We start from the raw sequence: 15,223 nt of genomic DNA, 5'->3' as shown, positions 1-15,223 counted from the left end.
CCTCTAGCTGATGTCGGTGGTGAGCCGGACCATCCTGATCGGGCGGCCCATGTCGAGAACGCGTTCGGCGGTGTCCTCGCCCCAGCCGGCCGACTCGAGGAAGCCGAGCACCGCGTAGTTGTCGGCGAAAGCCCAGGTGACGATCTGCTGGAAGCCGTCTTCGCGCAGGTGGTCGACGGTGGCGTTGAGCAGGCGGCTGCCGTGGCCCCGCCGGACGAAATCGGGATCGACCAGCAGCGTCAGCATCTCGGCCACCACGCTGGGGTCGAGGTCGGGGTCTTCGGCGGGGGCATGGGAGGCCAGCCCCACCACGCGCTCGCCGCCGCGGGGAGTGGTCAGCGCGGCGCTGCCTCCCTTGCCGAGCGCGGGGAAGCCCTCGGTGTCGAGGATGGTCTCCACGGCCACCAGCACCCGATGCATGGGGGTGGGCGGGGCGACGATCGCCTCGTCCCACTGGCGCAACCACATCTTCTCCGCAGCCGCGCCGGTCATCTGCTCGAGTGGGCCCTCGGGGAGGAAATCCCGATAGCCGTAGCGCCAGGCGCGGATCTGCGTATTCGCAACCTGGAGCACATCCTCGCGCCGGGCCGCCCGGACGCCTACGTCTGCCATCTCGGCCCGCTCCTTCGACTGCCGTTCATGCCACAAGGCACGACTTACACCGTATCGGTGTTTGACCCTTGGAGATGACGCGAACCCTTCTTCCTCGCCCGGTAAGCCCGGGTCTTGGTGCGGTTACCGCATACCCTCATGGAACACCACGAGCGCGATCGGTTCTTCGACGCGTCGATGAACGCCCACTGGCAGGTGTCCTCCGCGCACACCTTGAGCCGGTCCCAGGACGCGGTCACGGCCGCCACGGCGATCGCCGCCAGCCCGCCCCGCACGCCGCCGCCGGCAGCGGCAGGCTCGGGACGCTCGCCCCGCCTCGCCCTGATCGTGAACGGCAACGCGGGCAGCTCGGCGGCCTCGCGTCTGAGCGCCGCCCTGAGGTTCTCGCGCAGGGCGGTCGCGGTGTGGAGGTCGTCGTCGGTGGCCCGGTCGCGCGGCCCGGACAGGCCGCGCTCGCGCAGCCACAGCGCCAGTTCGGCGGGGGAGGACAGCTCGTCCGCCTGCGCCTCGACGTCGTAGGTGTTCACGAAGTCGCGTACGAGCTCCGCAGGGCACGGCATGCCGGTCACTCTAACGGGCGTGGATCACTTTCAGGCGCGCTCTCCGGTGACCGTGTCCAGCGCCTGGGCGAGCCGGCGTACCCCTTCGTGCAGCTCCGCCAGGTGCGCGGCGGCCATGTGGGTCACCCGGATCCGCGGACCCGGCGGCTCGGACGGGTAGTAGATCCGGCCGGGGCTCACCAGAACGCCGTTCCGCCTGGCGGCCTCCACCAGCGCGTTCTCGTCGACCTCGGCCGGCAGCCGCACCCACAGGTGCATCCCGCCGGCGGGCAGCAGGTGCGGCTCGGCCCGCGGCATCCGCGCGGCGAGCGCGGCGGCCAGCGCGTCGCGCCGGACCCCGATCTCCGCGTGCACGGCGGCCAGATGCCGTCGCCACGCGGGCGACTCCACGAACTCCAGCGCCGTCTCCTGCAGCGGCCGTGCCACGAAGAACGATTCGACGAGCTGGCTGGCCCGCAACCGGTGCGCGGCAGGCCCTCTGGCGATGACGGCCGCCACCCGCAGGCTCGGCGACAGGATCTTCGTCAGCGAGCCCACGTGGACGACGGTGCCGTGCCGGTCCATGGACGCCAGCGACGGGGGCGCCTGGCCGGTCAGGTAGCGGGCGAAGTCGTCCTCGATGACGAACGCGCCCGCCGCCCTGGCCACGTCCAGCACCTGCGCCCGGCGGCCGGCCGGCAAGGTCGCGCCCGTCGGGTTGTGCAGGGTGGGCTGGCAGAGGAAGACCCGCGCGCCGGTGACGGCGAACGCCTCGGCCAGCAGGTCGGGCCGTACGCCGTCGCGGTCCGTGGGCACCGCCGTGGGCCGCAGCCCCGCGGCCCTGGCCGCCACCAGCGCGCCCGGGTAGGTGGGTGTCTCGACCAGCACCGGCGTGCCGGGGGCGGCGAGCGCGCGGAACGCGTGCGTGAGCGCCGCCTGCCCGCCGCTCACGACGAGCGCGTCGGCGGCGGTCACGTCGCCTCCGGCCTGCGCCGCGAACCACCTGCGCAGTTCGGGCAGGCCGGGCAGAGGCGGCATGGCCCAGGCGCCGGGCCGCCGCACGGCCCGCGCCGCGGCGGCCGCCAACTGCCTGTCGGGCCGCAGTCCCGGACGCAGGTAGCCGCCGGTGAGCGGTACGACGCCTTCGGCGGCCACGCCCAGCAGCTCCGCGACGGGCCCTTCGTCGACCACCCGGTCGCCCAGGGCGACGGTCTGCCACGAGAAATCCGCCGGGTCCTCGCCCCTGGGCGCCGGGTGCGCCACGAACGCCCCGCTGCCGGGTCTCGTCACCACCCGCCCTTCGGCGGCCAGCTGCCCGATGGCCCGCGACACCGTGACGGGGCTGACGTTGTGCCTGCGCATGATCTCCCGGCTGGACGGCAGCCGCGCGCCGGGGCCGAGCCTGGCGGCCTCGCCACGCAGTATCGCGGCGATCTTGGCGATACTGCTATCGTTGTCCATGAGAATGGAGAATAGCGCTACTGTCACCGGTGGAGTAGCGGTCCCCGCCTCCGACCGCGGCCGGCGACGTCGCGGCACCGCCCTGGCATTCCTCGGCGTCCTGGCGTTCTCCGGCTCCTTTCCGGCCACCGTCTTCGCGCTGCGGGGCTTCGACCCGTGGCTGGTCGCGCTGGGCCGGGCCGCCGTGGCGGGCGTGGTGGCCCTGGTCTGCCTGAAGGCGGCGGGCCGCCCGCTGCTCCCGCCGCGCGACCAGTGGCGCCCCTACGCCCTGATCTCCCTGGGCGTGGTCTTCGGCTTCCCCGCCTTCAGCGGCCTGGCCCTGGACCTGGGCGCGAGCACGGCTCACGCCGCGGTGGTGACCGGCCTCCTCCCCGCCGCCACCGCCGCCTGCGCCGTCGTGTCGGCCGGCGAGCGCCCCCGCCCGCTCTTCTGGGCCGCCTGTACGGCCGGCGCCGCCGCCATCACCGCCTTCACCCTCACCCAGCACCAGGGCAGGCCGACCTGGCCCGACCTGCTCCTGGTCGGCGCGCTGCTGTCGGCGGCGGTCGGCTACACGGAGGGCGGCCGGCTGTCCAGGGGGACCCCCGGCTGGCAGGTCATCTCCCACGCGCTGGTCCTGTCCCTGCCACTGACGGCCCCCATCACGGCGGCACTGGCACTGACCACCCCCATGGCGCCGGCCCCGCAGTCGGTGGCCGGTTTCGCCTACGTGGCTCTGGTCTCGATGTTCCTGGGCTTCTTCCCCTGGTACGCGGGCCTGGCCAAGGGCGGCATCGCCAGGGCGGGCCAGACCCAGCTCACCCAGCCCCTCCTGACCCTGGTCTGGGCGTGGTTCCTGATGGGCGAACGGTTCGGCCCGGTCACGGTCGTCGCGGCGCTGGCCGTCCTCGTCTGCGTGGCCGTCACCCAGCGCGCCCGTACTTGAAAGACGTGACGCCGACACGCAGGATGGGGGAGGAGGTGTCACACATGGCGGACCTCACGATCCCAGAGGGCGGTTTCTGGCCTGCACCGCAGATCCCGCAGCCCAACATCTATCCCATGGAATGGCGCGTCGAGACCGAGAAACTCGCGGCCATCTACGAGAAGTCCAAGCGCATGGTCTGGAACCCGGCCGACCTGCCCTGGGACGGTCTCCGGCCGGACGACTTCACCCGCGAGCAGCGCCTGGGCATCATGTACTGGTTCGCGGTCCTGGCGAACTTCGACGCCTCGGGGCCGGCGGTGTTCGCCCGCGCCACGATCCAGGCGTTCGAGAAACACGAGGAGGATCCGGTCAGGAAGTGCTTCTTCTCGATCACCCGTGACGAGATGAACCACGAGGAGTGCTGCCAGCGCGCCATCGCCAGGCTCTGGCCGGGCGGACCGCTCGACTGGACGCCCTCCGACGACCTCGAATCAGCCGCCCACAACAACATCGGCTGGCTCTACCACAACGGCGGCCGCTACTGGAACGGCTACAACTCGGCCGTGGGCAAATACTCGCTCCCGGTGTTGTTCACCAGCTTCATGATGGGCGAGATGGCCGCCTCCACGCTCTTCAGGGGCATGGCCTCGGGGACGCAGCACCCGGTCTTCGGCGAGATGTTCCAGCGCATCGGCAGGGACGAATCCCGACATCTACAGATTTGCATGACCATCCTGGAGAACGAGTGGCCCGGGCTCACCGAGGACACCAAGTCGCTGATCACGCGCCAGCTCAGGGCGGGCTTCGTCTTCCTCAGCATGATCCTCTGGGAGCCGCCTGAGGGCTTCTGGGAACTTCCGCCGTACTTCCTGGCCAACCACCGCGTCCTCATGGACCACGCCAGGGAGGCCGGGCTCGGCGTCCTGTCGTACGAGGAGCAGGCGGAGAACTGGCGCGTGGCCATGGCCAGGGTCCGGGCGATCGTGGAGCGCTGGGGGATCGCCTTCCCCGCCATTCCCGAGCTCGACCTGGAAGGGGTGCCGGTGGACTTCATCGATCCCGAGGAGATCATCCCGGTCTTCTGACATGGCGCCATGTGGCCGCGTATGGACGGGCTCCGGGTGCTGGAACTGGGGACCCCTGGCAGGGTGCGCACCCTGCTCACCGACCTCGTCCTGTCGGGAAAGAAGATCGCCACGGCGGGCGTGCTCACCCTCGACTACGAAGCCGAGGGTGAGGAAGTCGAACGGGTCGGAGAGCGCCTGGTCCTGGTCGACGACACCGGCGGCAGGGCCGGGGAGGTCGAGATCACGCGGGTGGATCTGACGCCGTTCGCCTCGGTCACCTGGGAGTTCGCGGTGGCCGAGGGGGAGGGGTACCAGTCGGTCGACGACTGGCGGCAGACGCACCGCCGCTACTGGGCGGGCGTGGGGCATGAGGTGGACGACGCCACGACGATCGTCTGCGTGTGGTTCCGTCTCGGCCGGCGTTCGTAGCCGCCGCGGGAGGGGGTCTGGCGGGGCCGCTCACGGACTAAGAATCCCGATTTACGGGCCATTTCTCTGGGCTGTTCACATATGTGCCCCGATAAGGGACGGTGAAGACCCATCCCTGCTCTCGGAGATAGGCGACCGCCTGGCGTACGGTGACTTTGGCGACGCCGTACTGTCGCATCATCACCTTTTCGCCGGGGATGGCCCTGTTCGGCGGGATGTCGCCATTCCGGATATTTTCCGCGACTTCTCCGGCGATTTTTTGATAGAGCGGTATCGTTTTGGGCGATCGTGGCGCACCAGGCTGGCCGACGAACGTGCCCTCGCCCTGCACGGTGTACGCCAGGCCTTGCTCGCGCAGTTCGCGGGCCACCCGCCGGGCGGTCGTCCGTGCGATGTCATATTCCTTTTCGAGCGTGGCCTCGCTCGGCACCGGATCGCCTGCTTGAAGCTCGCCGCGTTCGATCTGATCGCGGACCAGGTCGGCGACCTGCCTGTAGACGGGCACGGGCCCTTCGCGATCTAGCACGTTCGGATTATAGACGATACCGTACATGCGTGCTCAAAACAGACGTCTTGCGAGCCTATGGATACGTTAACTAGACCAATGGATACGTCGACCGTTATAGTGAGCGGCATGCGATGGGAAGAGGGAGACCTGCATGGCCGGCACGTTCGACCGGGCGCCGACGTACGCGGAGCCATCACATGGGACCCAGAGGTCCCGCGATCGCGGGTGCGGGTCAGGGACTGCACGTGTGAATGCATGCCGGTGGTTTACGAATTGTGCATGGCGGGCGGCCTGTCCTTCATTCGGAAAATCACCAGAGTGGGAGTCAACGTCAAGGTCGAGGAGTTCACCACCAGACCGAACTCTCGAGTGCACGATGTGTGGAACTCTCTGTTCGATCTACCGAAAAAGCTGGTTCGCGTCGACAACTCAGGACCGCAACCCGGTACGGAGCAGCCTCCGACCGGTGACGACGGTGGCCTCGCAAAAATGACCGGCCTGCTGGGGCTGCAGCGTAGCCTCTGGAAAGTCCTTCGCCCCTTGAGCTGGGCGGTCGCGCGTTCACCGGGCCCGCGGAGTCTGGCGTTCGACCGATCGACCTGCATCTCGGACACGAGCTCGTCGTGGCCCTTGTAGTGGGAGGAGGCGTCCCCTGACAGGCATGGTCCGCGAGAGTGCTGATCCCCGCTTCCTTCCGAGGGCGCAGGATGCCCGGATACGGGCGGCGCTCAGGTCGAGTCCCGCCGCGCAGCGCTGCTGGGGTAACGCCGCCATCAGCTTGGGCGGACGCGCCGACGCCACTGTCTCCTGCACATACCGCCACGCCGTGGTCGACACCCCGAAGCCAGCCCCGTGTGAGGGGTCGCCCTTGCGCAGGTAGACCAGGACAAGTGGCGTCTGCCGGCCATCGACCAGCATCCGCCCCGTGGTCGGCCTGGGCTTCACCAGGCGTTATCGCTTGCGTGGCCGGACCGATCTCGGAGCATCCATGACCAGCGTCTACACTGGCGGCGAGCTATGCCTTCGACCGACCTCCGGTGCATCAGCGGATGCTCGCGTCGGTGCACCTTGAGCGTCCCGTGGGGCGCGCGCTGGATGTCGGATGCGGCGTGTCCACTGCGGCGCTCGCGCCTTTGGCCCATCGTGTCGTCGGCTTGGAGCCGGTCCCGGCGATGCTTGTCCACCGGCGATCCGTCGCGCCCTCCGCTCGATTTGTCATCGGCACAGCGGAGCGGCTGCCGTTCGCCGCGGCGTCGTTCGACCTCGTCGCCGCCGCAGGTTCGCTGAACTACACCGACCTCACCTCCGCCCTTGCCGGGGTGGTCCGCGTCCTGGCTCCGGACGGGCTATTCCTCGTGTACGACTTCTCGAAAGGCCGGTCCTCGCCGACAGGCGACGCGCTGGCGGCGTGGTTCGAGTCGTTCGAGCAGCGGTTTCCATCGCCGCCCGGATGGCGGCCGCTGGCCGTGCAGCAGTTGCACAGCGCGATCGCGCGGGGGGACGACAGCGTGGAGAGGGCGAGCGACTGGTGCCGTCATACACTCGTGGAGGTGTTCCGGGGTGGGGATGTGACCGTGGTTTCCGAGGGTATCTAGCGACGCTGGCCCCGGCCGGCGGCGGACGATCCGCTGGATGACGTGCCGGAAGCTGGTGGAGCACCGGCGCCGTCGCGTCTCTCCGCCGTCGTTGGTACAACGTCGAGCAGCGGCCGCCCACGGAAGGGAAAGCAAGGCCACAGCAGCCTCCGCCCACCGGCTGACGGTTTGCGACTGCCGTGCCCGCTGCCCGTCCAACCAGATCGAGCAGAGCCATGGCGTTGGAAGGAGAGGCACCGAATCGAACGGGCTTGCGCGGAAGGTGTTCCGCGCCGGTCCCCGGCGACGCGCCTGCCCAATCGCACGACGTAGACGATCGGACTTCGCCCGGGACCGGCGCGAAACCACGGACGTGGCGACGTGCCCTCCGGAGGCACAGAGCCACGCCATGGCGGGTGATGGCCGACTGACGTCCATAACGGCCTCCCGCGGCATTAGGTTCTCATGGCCGTCCCTTGGAAAACTGCAGTTCGTCGCTATGCAGGAGATCATGGTTTTTGCTGTTGGCTGGGCGAGAGTCGGCGGCGGATTGGGTTTATGTCGGGATACGTCGCCAGGCTTCATCGACGATGATCACGTGGTCGAGGAGGCGCACCCCGACGGTCTCGGCGGCCGCGAGGAGTTGGGTGGTGGCTTCCAGGTCGGCCACACTCGGCTCCAGGGAACCGCCCGGATGGTTGTGTGCCAGGCCGAACATCGCGCCGCCCGCGGTGAGCACTTCGGTGATCACCTCCCGGATCGGCACCGTCGTATGGTCGGCCCCGCCCTCGGAGAGCACAACGCGCCTGAGCACCCGGCCACGGATGTCGCACACGACCAGGACCAGCCGCTCCTGAGTACGATCTCGCAGCAGAGGGGCGCACGCGTGTGCCAGGTCGGACGTGTTGTTGATCCGCTCCCGCTCCGGCCAGGCGTCCGCCCGCCGTACGAGATGGAAGGCCGCGCTCACCCGCGCGGCCTTGGCCGGGCCGATGCCGGGCACGGTGAGCAGCCGGTGCGGCCCGGATCGGCTGAGCGTCTCCAGATCCCCGCAGCGCTGGATCACCTCGCTGGCCAGATCGAGAGCGCTCGACCCGCGAAACCCCGAGCCGAGCAGCACGGCCAGCAACTCCCGGTCGGCGAGAGCGGCGGCACCGCTGGCCATGAGCCGCTCGCGGGGCCGGTCGCTTTTCGGTAGATCCTTGACTCGCATCGGCAACCTCCGCGACCGTTCTATCAACGCGTACCGACAATCTCTGACCTGCGTGTTTGCCGCGCATCCCAGACGTGGCCCCGTAGGTGAAATATCGAGATAACACGGTGCGCAGCCGTTGGGGAGGGGATTGCCACCGGCTTCGTCCGGACCAGCGCCGTCGGCGGCTTCTCCGGCGGTCCTTGAGCAGCCGCAGAACGTCCTGCCACGTTCTGCCACCCTGGCGGGGAAGGCGTCGCGCTTGTGGGCTGACGGCGTGCACACCGTCGGACCCGCCGGAGGCTCGGCGGGGCGAGGTCGTAAAGGTGACCCAGAACGGTGCCGAGGGCCGGTGACGCCTGCTTCCGGCTCACGGCGCCTGTCCGCTGTCCGCGCACCTGCCTGCCCCGGGATCCGCGGTGCGTGACCCGGTGCCGCCTGTCGACACGCATCGTGCGCGGAGAGCGTCCAGGAGATGCGCGGAATCGCGTCCTGCGAAGTGTGGTCGTGGCGGAAGAGCGGGCTCCGGGCGAGGAGGCGCTCGCCCGGAGCCAGAGCCTGTTTAGACGGGCATGCTGTACGTGATCCGGAAGCGGTCTCCCGGGATGACGATGTCGCTGGTCTCAACGGGACGATCGCCGGCCCAGTGAGTGCGCTCGATGTGCAGCACGTGAACGCCCGCCGCCAGGTCGAGCGCGTCGCTCTCCGCGGGGCGGGGAACGCGGGTGTGCACGCTCTCGACCACCTCGGTGATCTTGATGCCGTGGGCGTACATCCTCGCCACCAGGCCGCGCCGTTCCTCCTCCGAATGGGCGGCGAACTCCATCGGCTCGTACGAGGTGGCGAGCTGCAGCGGCTTGCCGTCGCCGCGATAGACGTAACGCGTCTTGCTCAGCGTGGTCGACTCGCTGAGGCGCAGCCGCCTGGCGATGTCAGGGCCCGCTTCGGCTGGTTCGCTGTGCCAGTCCCATGTCACGCGCCTGCCCTGAGACTGCAGGTCTGCCGCGAACGGGGCAGGGTGATCCAAGAACCGCCATCGATGCAACGCGGTGAGGTCGGGGCGTTCCCTGACGTAATGGCCCGATCCCACGCGGCCGATGATGAGGCCTTCACCCGCTAGTACGCGAAGGGCGTGACGGGCGGCGGTCTCGCCGACCTGATATTTACGGGTCAGCTGCGCCCGCGATGGAATGGGCGCGCCGGGGGGAAGGGCGCCGTCGGTGATCTGTCGCCGGATGTCTTCGACGACACGCAGGTAGACCGGATCTGAGGTGGCCACTAGTCCATCCCTGGGGGTTCGTGTGAGGCGTTGCCCTATGTTGCCGTATTCGGCAGGTAACCGACCGTCATCGATGACTGCTGGAGCCCCAACTTTGCGATGGCGGAAAATTATCGGAGAAACCCTGTAACGCGGATGTAAGGGACGCCGATTCTCCGATAGAGGTCGTCGATGTGTGTACCCCCGAGCACATATCGGCGACCTCTTCCATGCCCATACCTGCCGCTCCAGCGGCTCTGTGGATCGAGCGGACCGGTCGCGTCCGCCTGCGGCATTCTGGCGGGGCGGCGCTGCGGCCAGGGACGTCGCTTCGACTGCCCGGGCGCGTCGCGCATGCCTACATCCGCGCAGTTCGGACAGTACGGCACACCGCTTGTACGGCCAAATGCCCCAGCAGCGGCGCAACACCGGGCCGCATCAGTCTCACTCCCGCATCGAGTAACACACTGGCCAGCCAGAACTGCCACGAACGCGGCCGCGTTGGCGGGGATGGCGTAGCGCCTGTGGGGAGGGCATGAGGGCGGCGCTTGCGGGGATGGGGATGGCGGCGGTTGCGGAGACCGGGAGGGTGGTGCCCGCGGAGGTCATGAGGGTGGCGGTGGCGCTAGTGGAGGGGGACATGAGGGTGGCGCTTGCAGGACGGGGATGGCACGGCGCTGGGGCGGCGCCTGCGGGGAGAGGCATGCGGGCGGCGCTTGAGGACGGGCATGAGGCGGCGCGTGCGGGCGGCAGGGATGACGGTGGCGCATGCGCTGACGGGGATGACGGCGATAGCGAAAGAAGAGGTCCGGATCCGCGGAGGCTTCCTGTTCCTGGCCGGGAGCGCCATGCTCGGGGGAGAGCCGTGGGAGCGGGCCGGGGCCAGGGGATCGCGTGGTCCGGCGTTGGAGGGGTGAGCGATCGGCCAAGGGGATGTCGTGGGCCGCGGTGGTCCCGGGAGCCGGGGTGAGCGGCAGCGAGAGTGTTCCTGGGCGGAGGCCGTGGGCCTGCGACGATGTCCACGCGTAATGGCGGGTCGCAACGGCGGTGTGGCTGGAGGACTCAGCCGAAGGACCTATCGTTGGGTGAGCGGCCCACGACTGCTGTCGAAAGGGGGCAAAAGGCGGCTCCAGGCAGGCAAAGCGGGGTGGCGACGTCCAATGGATTTCTGAATCCAGGTAGCGTTCGCACTATGGCATCGCCAACTGGAACCACCGATGCGCCCTTCGGCCGGATGCTGACCGCGATGGTCACGCCGTTCACTTCTGACGGTGAGGTCGATTATGTGGCTGTGCGACGTCTTGCTACCTATCTGGTAGACGAGCAGCGAAATGACGGCTTGATCGTCAACGGGACGACTGGTGAGTCGCCCACCACTTCCGACGAGGAGAAACAGCGCATCGTCAGTGCCGTCCTCGACGCGGTCGGTGACCGCGCGGCCGTGGTGGCGGGAGCGGGCTCCAACGACACCCGCCATAGTGTCGAGCTCGCCAAGCAGGCGGCGCGTGCCGGCGCACACGGCCTCCTGGTGGTGACGCCTTACTACAACAAGCCTCCGCAAGAGGGTTTGTATCGGCACTTCACCGCTGTCGCCGACGCGACCGACCTTCCCGTGATGCTCTATGACATCCCGGGGCGTAGCGGAGTGCCGATCAAAACTGAGACTCTGATCAGGTTGGCGCAACACGAACGGATTGTGGCCGTCAAGGACGCCAAGGGCGATCTGTTCGCTGCCAGTCAGGTGATGATCGCTACCGATCTTGTCTTCTATTCGGGAGACGATCTGCTCAACCTGGCCTGGCTCTCGCTCGGGGCGACCGGGTTCGTCAGCGTCGTCGGGCATGTGGTCGGCGCCGAGTTGGCGCGAATGATCCACCTGCACAAGAGCGGCGAGGTCGCTCAAGCGCTTGCCCTGCACAGTCAGGTGGCTCCCGTCGTGGACGGGATCATGCTGCGTGCGGGCGGCGCGATCATGGCAAAGGCGGCACTGAGCATGGTGGGCGTGCCGGTAGGGCCGGTACGGCTGCCGCTCGTGGACGCGACAGAGAAGCAAATCGCCGAGCTGCGTGCTTGCCTGGTAGCCGGCGGGGTGAAGTTGACAGACACATAGGAACGGGGAGGAACCGGGAGTTTTGAGAACACGATCTGACCGTGGGGGCCGGGCATGAGCCATCCGCATCCTGAGCTTGGCCCCCCACCGGCGCTGCCTCACGGCGGCTTGCGCATCGTCGCGCTCGGCGGGCTGGGCGAGATCGGCAGAAACATGGCCGTCTTCGAATACGACGGCCGTCTGCTGATCGTCGACTGTGGGGTGTTGTTCCCCGAGCCTGACCAGCCGGGTGTCGACCTCATTCTGCCCGACTTCGAATACATCAGAGACCGGCTCGACGATGTCGAAGCCGTCGTACTGACGCACGCTCACGAAGACCACATCGGAGCTGTGCCCTATCTGCTGCGCGAGCGGCGCGATATTCCGCTCATCGGATCCAAGCTCACGCTTGCCCTGATCGAGGCCAAGCTCACCGAGCACCGGATCCAGCCGACCAAACGCGAGGTCGTCGAAGGCGAACGGCACGTCTTCGGACCCTTCGACTGCGAGTTTCTCGCGGTCAACCACTCGATCCCCGACGCGCTGGCCGTGGCTATCAGGACGCCCGCCGGCATCGTGCTGCACACCGGCGACTTCCGGATGGACCAGCTGCCGAGCGACGGCCGCCTCACCGATCTCGGAGGCTTCGCCAGGCTTGGCACCGAGGGCGTCGACCTGCTGATGTCCGACTCGACCAATGCCGAGGTGCCTGGGTTCGTCACCAGCGAGCGGGAGATCGCGCCGGTCATCGACGAGGTGATCCGCACCTCCGAGCAGCGGGTCATCGTGGCGAGCTTCGCCTCGCACGTCCACCGCATCCAGCAGGTCATGGACGCCGCCGCGCGGCACGGTCGCAAGGTCGCCCTGGTTGGACGATCGATGGTGCGCAACATGGGGGTGGCCCGCGACCTCGGCTATCTCAAGGTGCCGCCGGAGCTGATCGTCGACTCGCGCGACATCGAGGAGTGGCCGCCACAGGATGTGGTGCTGGTCTGCACCGGCTCCCAGGGCGAGCCGATGGCGGCGTTGTCGAGGATGGCCAACCGTGACCATCCGATCCGCATCGCCGAGGGCGACACCGTGCTCCTGGCTTCGTCGCTGGTGCCGGGTAACGAGACCGCGGTCAACAAGGTGATCAACGGTCTCACCCGGTGGGGCGCACGGGTCGTGCACAAGGGCAACGCCAAGGTGCACGTCTCCGGTCACGCGGCCGCCGGCGAGCTCCTCTACGTGCTCAACCTGACACGCCCGTCGAACTTCATGCCCGTGCACGGCGAGTGGCGGCACTTGCGAGCCCACGCCAAGCTGGCCGCCCTCACGGGCGTGCCGGACGATCACATCGTGATCGCCGAAGACGGTGTCGTGGTCGACCTGATCGACGGCCGCGCAAAGATCGCCGGTGCGGTGCACGCCGGATATGTCTACGTTGACGGTTCGTCGGTCGGTGAGATCACCGACACTTCGCTGAAGGACCGCAGGATCCTCGGAGACGAGGGATTCATCTCCGTGGTCGTCGTTGTCGACTCCAACACCGGCAAGCTCACCGCGGGTCCCGAGATTCACGCTCGAGGCTCGGGCATCGACCCTATGCAGTTCGACGAGTTCATTCCGCAGATCGAACGGGCCCTCGAGGAGAAGGCCGCGGAGGGGGTGGTCGACATGCAGGAGATTCGCCGGGTGGTCCGCCGCACGGTGGGTCGCTGGGTGAGCGACACCTACCGCCGCCGTCCGATGATCATCCCCGTGGTGCTCGAGGTCTGAGCTCACTGACGGCATGGCAGCCGGAACGCCTGATGGTACGGCAGGCGTTCCGGTCTTGCGCATCGCCGGACGATCGCATGCCCGCAGCGGTCTTTTGACCTGCGGGTCAAGGGCTTTCGTATGGGTCGGCGTCGACATGCCAGGATGCTTTGTGAGTATCGGCGCCCACATCTCAGGCGTTCCTCCTGCGCATCAGCCAGGCTGCGGCCAGCAGGGGGAGGGCTGCGTAGGCGACCAGCACGGCGGCGGCCACCGCGGGAGGCAAGAGCGAGCCGTAGACCGAGGTTGTGATCGTGTCGCCGGTGATCTCGCGGGGAAGCGCTCCGATCATCACGGATCCGAGGCGTTCGCTCCAAGGCTCGGGGATGTTGCCGATGATCATGGGGATGACGTAGACGAGACCGACGATGATGGCGATGGCACCGGCGCTCGAGCGCAGGAGCGCGCCGAGGCCGAGGCCGAGTAGTGCGAACACCGGCACCGAGACGCTGATGGCGATCAGGAGCGGAAGCCGGTCCGCGAACGCGCCGGAGTATGCGCCCGAGAACCGGTCACCGAGGACCCATCGGGTGACGGCATAGGTGCCGAAGACCGCTGTCGCACCGGTGATCAGGCCCAGTGCCCCCACGACCGTGGACTTGGCGGCGAGCATCGGCCACCGGCGCGGGACGATGGTCAGGCTCGTTCTGATCATGCCGGTCGCGTATTCGGACGTGATGGCCAGCGTGCCCAGGATGCCCATGCAGAGCTGGGGCACGATCACGACCACTTCCTCGAGGTCCGCGATGCGAGCGCTCAAGCGTTGTTCGGGTGGGGCGTCGTCGTACATGCCGGCAGCCATCATGGCCAGCGCGTAGCCCAGCAGAACGGCGCTGACGCCGAGGGCGAGGATGAGGTGGGTCGAGCGAACAGAGCGGAGCTTGATCCACTCCGACGAGAGAACGCCCACGAACGAAGTCGTTCGAGTATGGGGACGCTGGTGACGGACACGTGGGGTGCTCGGTGCTCGAAGGGCTTCGGCTGGTGGCCTGCGCCGGCTGATCATCGGGCGGCTCCGAACTGCACGCTGGAGGCGGTCAGCGCCATGTAGGCGTCTTCGAGCGATGGGTAGGCCGCCGTAAGATCCGCGACCGTCGCCTCGGCGACCAGCTTGCCGCGGCCGATGATGACGATGTGCTCGGCGGTGAGGGCCATCTCGCTCATGAGATGGCTGGACAGGAGGATCGTCCTGCCCTCAGCGGCCAGCGAGCGCATGAGACCGCGGATCCATCGCACGCCATCGGGATCGAGTCCGTTGACAGGCTCGTCGAACATCAACACGTCGGGGTCGCCGAGCAGGGCGGCCGCGATGCCGAGCCGTTGTTTCATGCCGAGCGAGAAGCCGCCTACCCGTTTGCGGCTGACGTCCGCCAGGCCAACCTGCTCCAGCACCTCGGTCACCCGGGCTGGGCCGATGTCGTTGGTGCGAGCGAGGCTGAGCAGGTGGTTGTAGGCGCTGCGTCCGCCGTGGACGGCGCTCGCATCCAAGAGCGCGCCCACTTCGTGCATCGGCCTGCTGAACGATGGGTAAGGTCGGCCGTTGATGAGCGCGTGCCCGGAAGTGGCCGCGTCGATGCCGAGGATCAGGCGCAGGGTGGTGGACTTGCCGGCGCCGTTAGGGCCCAGAAATCCGGTCACGTGGCCGGGGCCGACCTTGAAGGACAGGTCGTCTACCGCGCATGTGTCGCCGTACCGTTTCGTGAGGCGGTGGAGTTCGATCACGCCGTAAAGGATGCGGTGCGGAGGGTCGGCGGCGCGTCGGACCACGGTTCGAATCTGAAGGTCAA

At 68.3% G+C, this 15,223-nt stretch carries 13 protein-coding genes and 1 pseudogene; 6 read left to right on the top strand and 8 right to left on the bottom strand.

Annotated features, from left to right (window positions below):
* Positions 1-3: 3 nt before the first annotated feature.
* Genes ACZ6SA_RS03810 through ACZ6SA_RS03800 form a run of 3 tightly spaced genes read right to left on the bottom strand, consistent with a single transcriptional unit; the run spans position 4 to position 2,612 of the window.
* Complete coding sequence (locus ACZ6SA_RS03810) at positions 4-612, bottom strand: GNAT family N-acetyltransferase (protein ID WP_347641558.1); 609 nt, start codon at positions 610-612, stop codon at positions 4-6.
* Positions 613-656: 44 nt separating this feature from the next.
* A complete protein-coding gene (locus ACZ6SA_RS03805) occupies positions 657-1,172 on the bottom strand; it encodes a CGNR zinc finger domain-containing protein (RefSeq protein WP_443150192.1) in 516 nt (171 codons plus the stop codon).
* 30 nt (positions 1,173-1,202) lie between these two features.
* A complete protein-coding gene (locus ACZ6SA_RS03800; protein ID WP_465826466.1) occupies positions 1,203-2,612 on the bottom strand; it encodes an aminotransferase-like domain-containing protein in 1,410 nt (469 codons plus the stop codon).
* Here ACZ6SA_RS03800 and ACZ6SA_RS03795 point away from each other — a divergent pair.
* From ACZ6SA_RS03795 to ACZ6SA_RS03785, 3 genes are read left to right on the top strand one after another with little or no spacing between them, the layout of a single operon-like run.
* On the top strand, positions 2,611-3,537 hold the full coding sequence (locus ACZ6SA_RS03795) for a DMT family transporter (protein ID WP_347641561.1): 927 nt from the start codon (positions 2,611-2,613) through the stop codon (positions 3,535-3,537). The genes ACZ6SA_RS03800 and ACZ6SA_RS03795 overlap by 2 nt on opposite strands.
* Positions 3,538-3,581: 44 nt before the next feature.
* A complete protein-coding gene (locus tag ACZ6SA_RS03790) occupies positions 3,582-4,604 on the top strand; it encodes a hypothetical protein (RefSeq protein ID WP_347641562.1) in 1,023 nt (340 codons plus the stop codon).
* A 9-nt stretch (positions 4,605-4,613) separates the two neighbouring features.
* Entirely contained in the window at positions 4,614-5,015 is a 402-nt protein-coding gene (locus tag ACZ6SA_RS03785) for an ASCH domain-containing protein (protein WP_465826464.1), read from the top strand.
* Positions 5,016-5,052: 37 nt separating this feature from the next.
* On the opposite strand, the gene ACZ6SA_RS03780 is transcribed toward ACZ6SA_RS03785, so the two are convergent.
* Positions 5,053-5,568, bottom strand: coding sequence for a GntR family transcriptional regulator (locus ACZ6SA_RS03780; RefSeq protein WP_465826462.1), 516 nt, complete (start codon positions 5,566-5,568; stop codon positions 5,053-5,055).
* Positions 5,569-6,572: 1,004 nt separating this feature from the next.
* Here ACZ6SA_RS03780 and ACZ6SA_RS03775 point away from each other — a divergent pair.
* Complete coding sequence (locus tag ACZ6SA_RS03775; RefSeq protein WP_465826460.1) at positions 6,573-7,118, top strand: class I SAM-dependent methyltransferase; 546 nt, start codon at positions 6,573-6,575, stop codon at positions 7,116-7,118.
* Positions 7,119-7,653: 535 nt separating this feature from the next.
* Here ACZ6SA_RS03775 and ACZ6SA_RS03770 read toward each other — a convergent pair.
* Together ACZ6SA_RS03770 and ACZ6SA_RS03765 are read right to left on the bottom strand one after the other, a co-directional pair.
* Positions 7,654-8,310: a JAB domain-containing protein gene (locus ACZ6SA_RS03770; RefSeq protein WP_347641566.1), complete on the bottom strand. Its 657-nt coding sequence runs from the start codon at positions 8,308-8,310 to the stop codon at positions 7,654-7,656.
* A 541-nt stretch (positions 8,311-8,851) separates the two neighbouring features.
* Entirely contained in the window at positions 8,852-9,568 is a 717-nt protein-coding gene (locus tag ACZ6SA_RS03765) for a GntR family transcriptional regulator (RefSeq protein WP_443150197.1), read from the bottom strand.
* A 1,171-nt stretch (positions 9,569-10,739) separates the two neighbouring features.
* Between ACZ6SA_RS03765 and dapA the strand changes: the two genes are divergently transcribed.
* Both dapA and ACZ6SA_RS03755 read left to right on the top strand, forming a co-directional pair.
* Positions 10,740-11,657, top strand: coding sequence for a 4-hydroxy-tetrahydrodipicolinate synthase (gene dapA, locus ACZ6SA_RS03760; protein WP_347641568.1), 918 nt, complete (start codon positions 10,740-10,742; stop codon positions 11,655-11,657).
* A gap of 54 nt (positions 11,658-11,711) precedes the next feature.
* A complete protein-coding gene (locus tag ACZ6SA_RS03755) occupies positions 11,712-13,397 on the top strand; it encodes a ribonuclease J (RefSeq protein ID WP_347641569.1) in 1,686 nt (561 codons plus the stop codon).
* Between the two features lie 172 nt (positions 13,398-13,569).
* Here ACZ6SA_RS03755 and ACZ6SA_RS03750 read toward each other — a convergent pair whose 3' ends face one another.
* Together ACZ6SA_RS03750 and ACZ6SA_RS03745 are read right to left on the bottom strand one after the other, a co-directional pair.
* Positions 13,570-14,346 (bottom strand): ABC transporter permease, encoded by a 777-nt coding sequence (locus tag ACZ6SA_RS03750; RefSeq protein WP_347641570.1) that lies wholly within the window; start codon positions 14,344-14,346, stop codon positions 13,570-13,572.
* A 170-nt stretch (positions 14,347-14,516) separates the two neighbouring features.
* Positions 14,517-15,158, bottom strand: a pseudogene (locus ACZ6SA_RS03745) (ABC transporter ATP-binding protein); the annotation flags it as partial.
* Positions 15,159-15,223 lie beyond the last annotated feature (65 nt).

Source organism: Nonomuraea sp. NPDC049378 (assembly GCF_055586745.1).
Note: the sequence above shows the minus strand (reverse complement) of the source record. Positions and strands in the feature narration are given on the sequence as shown.

Excerpts from the sequence above, each read along its gene's own strand:
- ACZ6SA_RS03810 (WP_347641558.1), bottom strand. The coding sequence starts at position 612 with ATGGCAGACGTAGGCGTCCGGGCGGCCCGGCGCGAGGATGTGCTCCAG.
- ACZ6SA_RS03805 (WP_443150192.1), bottom strand. The coding sequence starts at position 1,172 with ATGCCGTGCCCTGCGGAGCTCGTACGCGACTTCGTGAACACCTACGAC.
- ACZ6SA_RS03795 (WP_347641561.1), top strand. The coding sequence starts at position 2,611 with ATGAGAATGGAGAATAGCGCTACTGTCACCGGTGGAGTAGCGGTCCCC.
- ACZ6SA_RS03800 (WP_465826466.1), bottom strand. The coding sequence starts at position 2,612 with ATGGACAACGATAGCAGTATCGCCAAGATCGCCGCGATACTGCGTGGC.
- ACZ6SA_RS03790 (WP_347641562.1), top strand. The coding sequence starts at position 3,582 with ATGGCGGACCTCACGATCCCAGAGGGCGGTTTCTGGCCTGCACCGCAG.
- ACZ6SA_RS03785 (WP_465826464.1), top strand. The coding sequence starts at position 4,614 with ATGTGGCCGCGTATGGACGGGCTCCGGGTGCTGGAACTGGGGACCCCT.
- ACZ6SA_RS03780 (WP_465826462.1), bottom strand. The coding sequence starts at position 5,568 with ATGTACGGTATCGTCTATAATCCGAACGTGCTAGATCGCGAAGGGCCC.
- ACZ6SA_RS03775 (WP_465826460.1), top strand. The coding sequence starts at position 6,573 with ATGCTCGCGTCGGTGCACCTTGAGCGTCCCGTGGGGCGCGCGCTGGAT.
- ACZ6SA_RS03770 (WP_347641566.1), bottom strand. The coding sequence starts at position 8,310 with ATGCGAGTCAAGGATCTACCGAAAAGCGACCGGCCCCGCGAGCGGCTC.
- dapA (WP_347641568.1), top strand. The coding sequence starts at position 10,740 with ATGGCATCGCCAACTGGAACCACCGATGCGCCCTTCGGCCGGATGCTG.
- ACZ6SA_RS03755 (WP_347641569.1), top strand. The coding sequence starts at position 11,712 with ATGAGCCATCCGCATCCTGAGCTTGGCCCCCCACCGGCGCTGCCTCAC.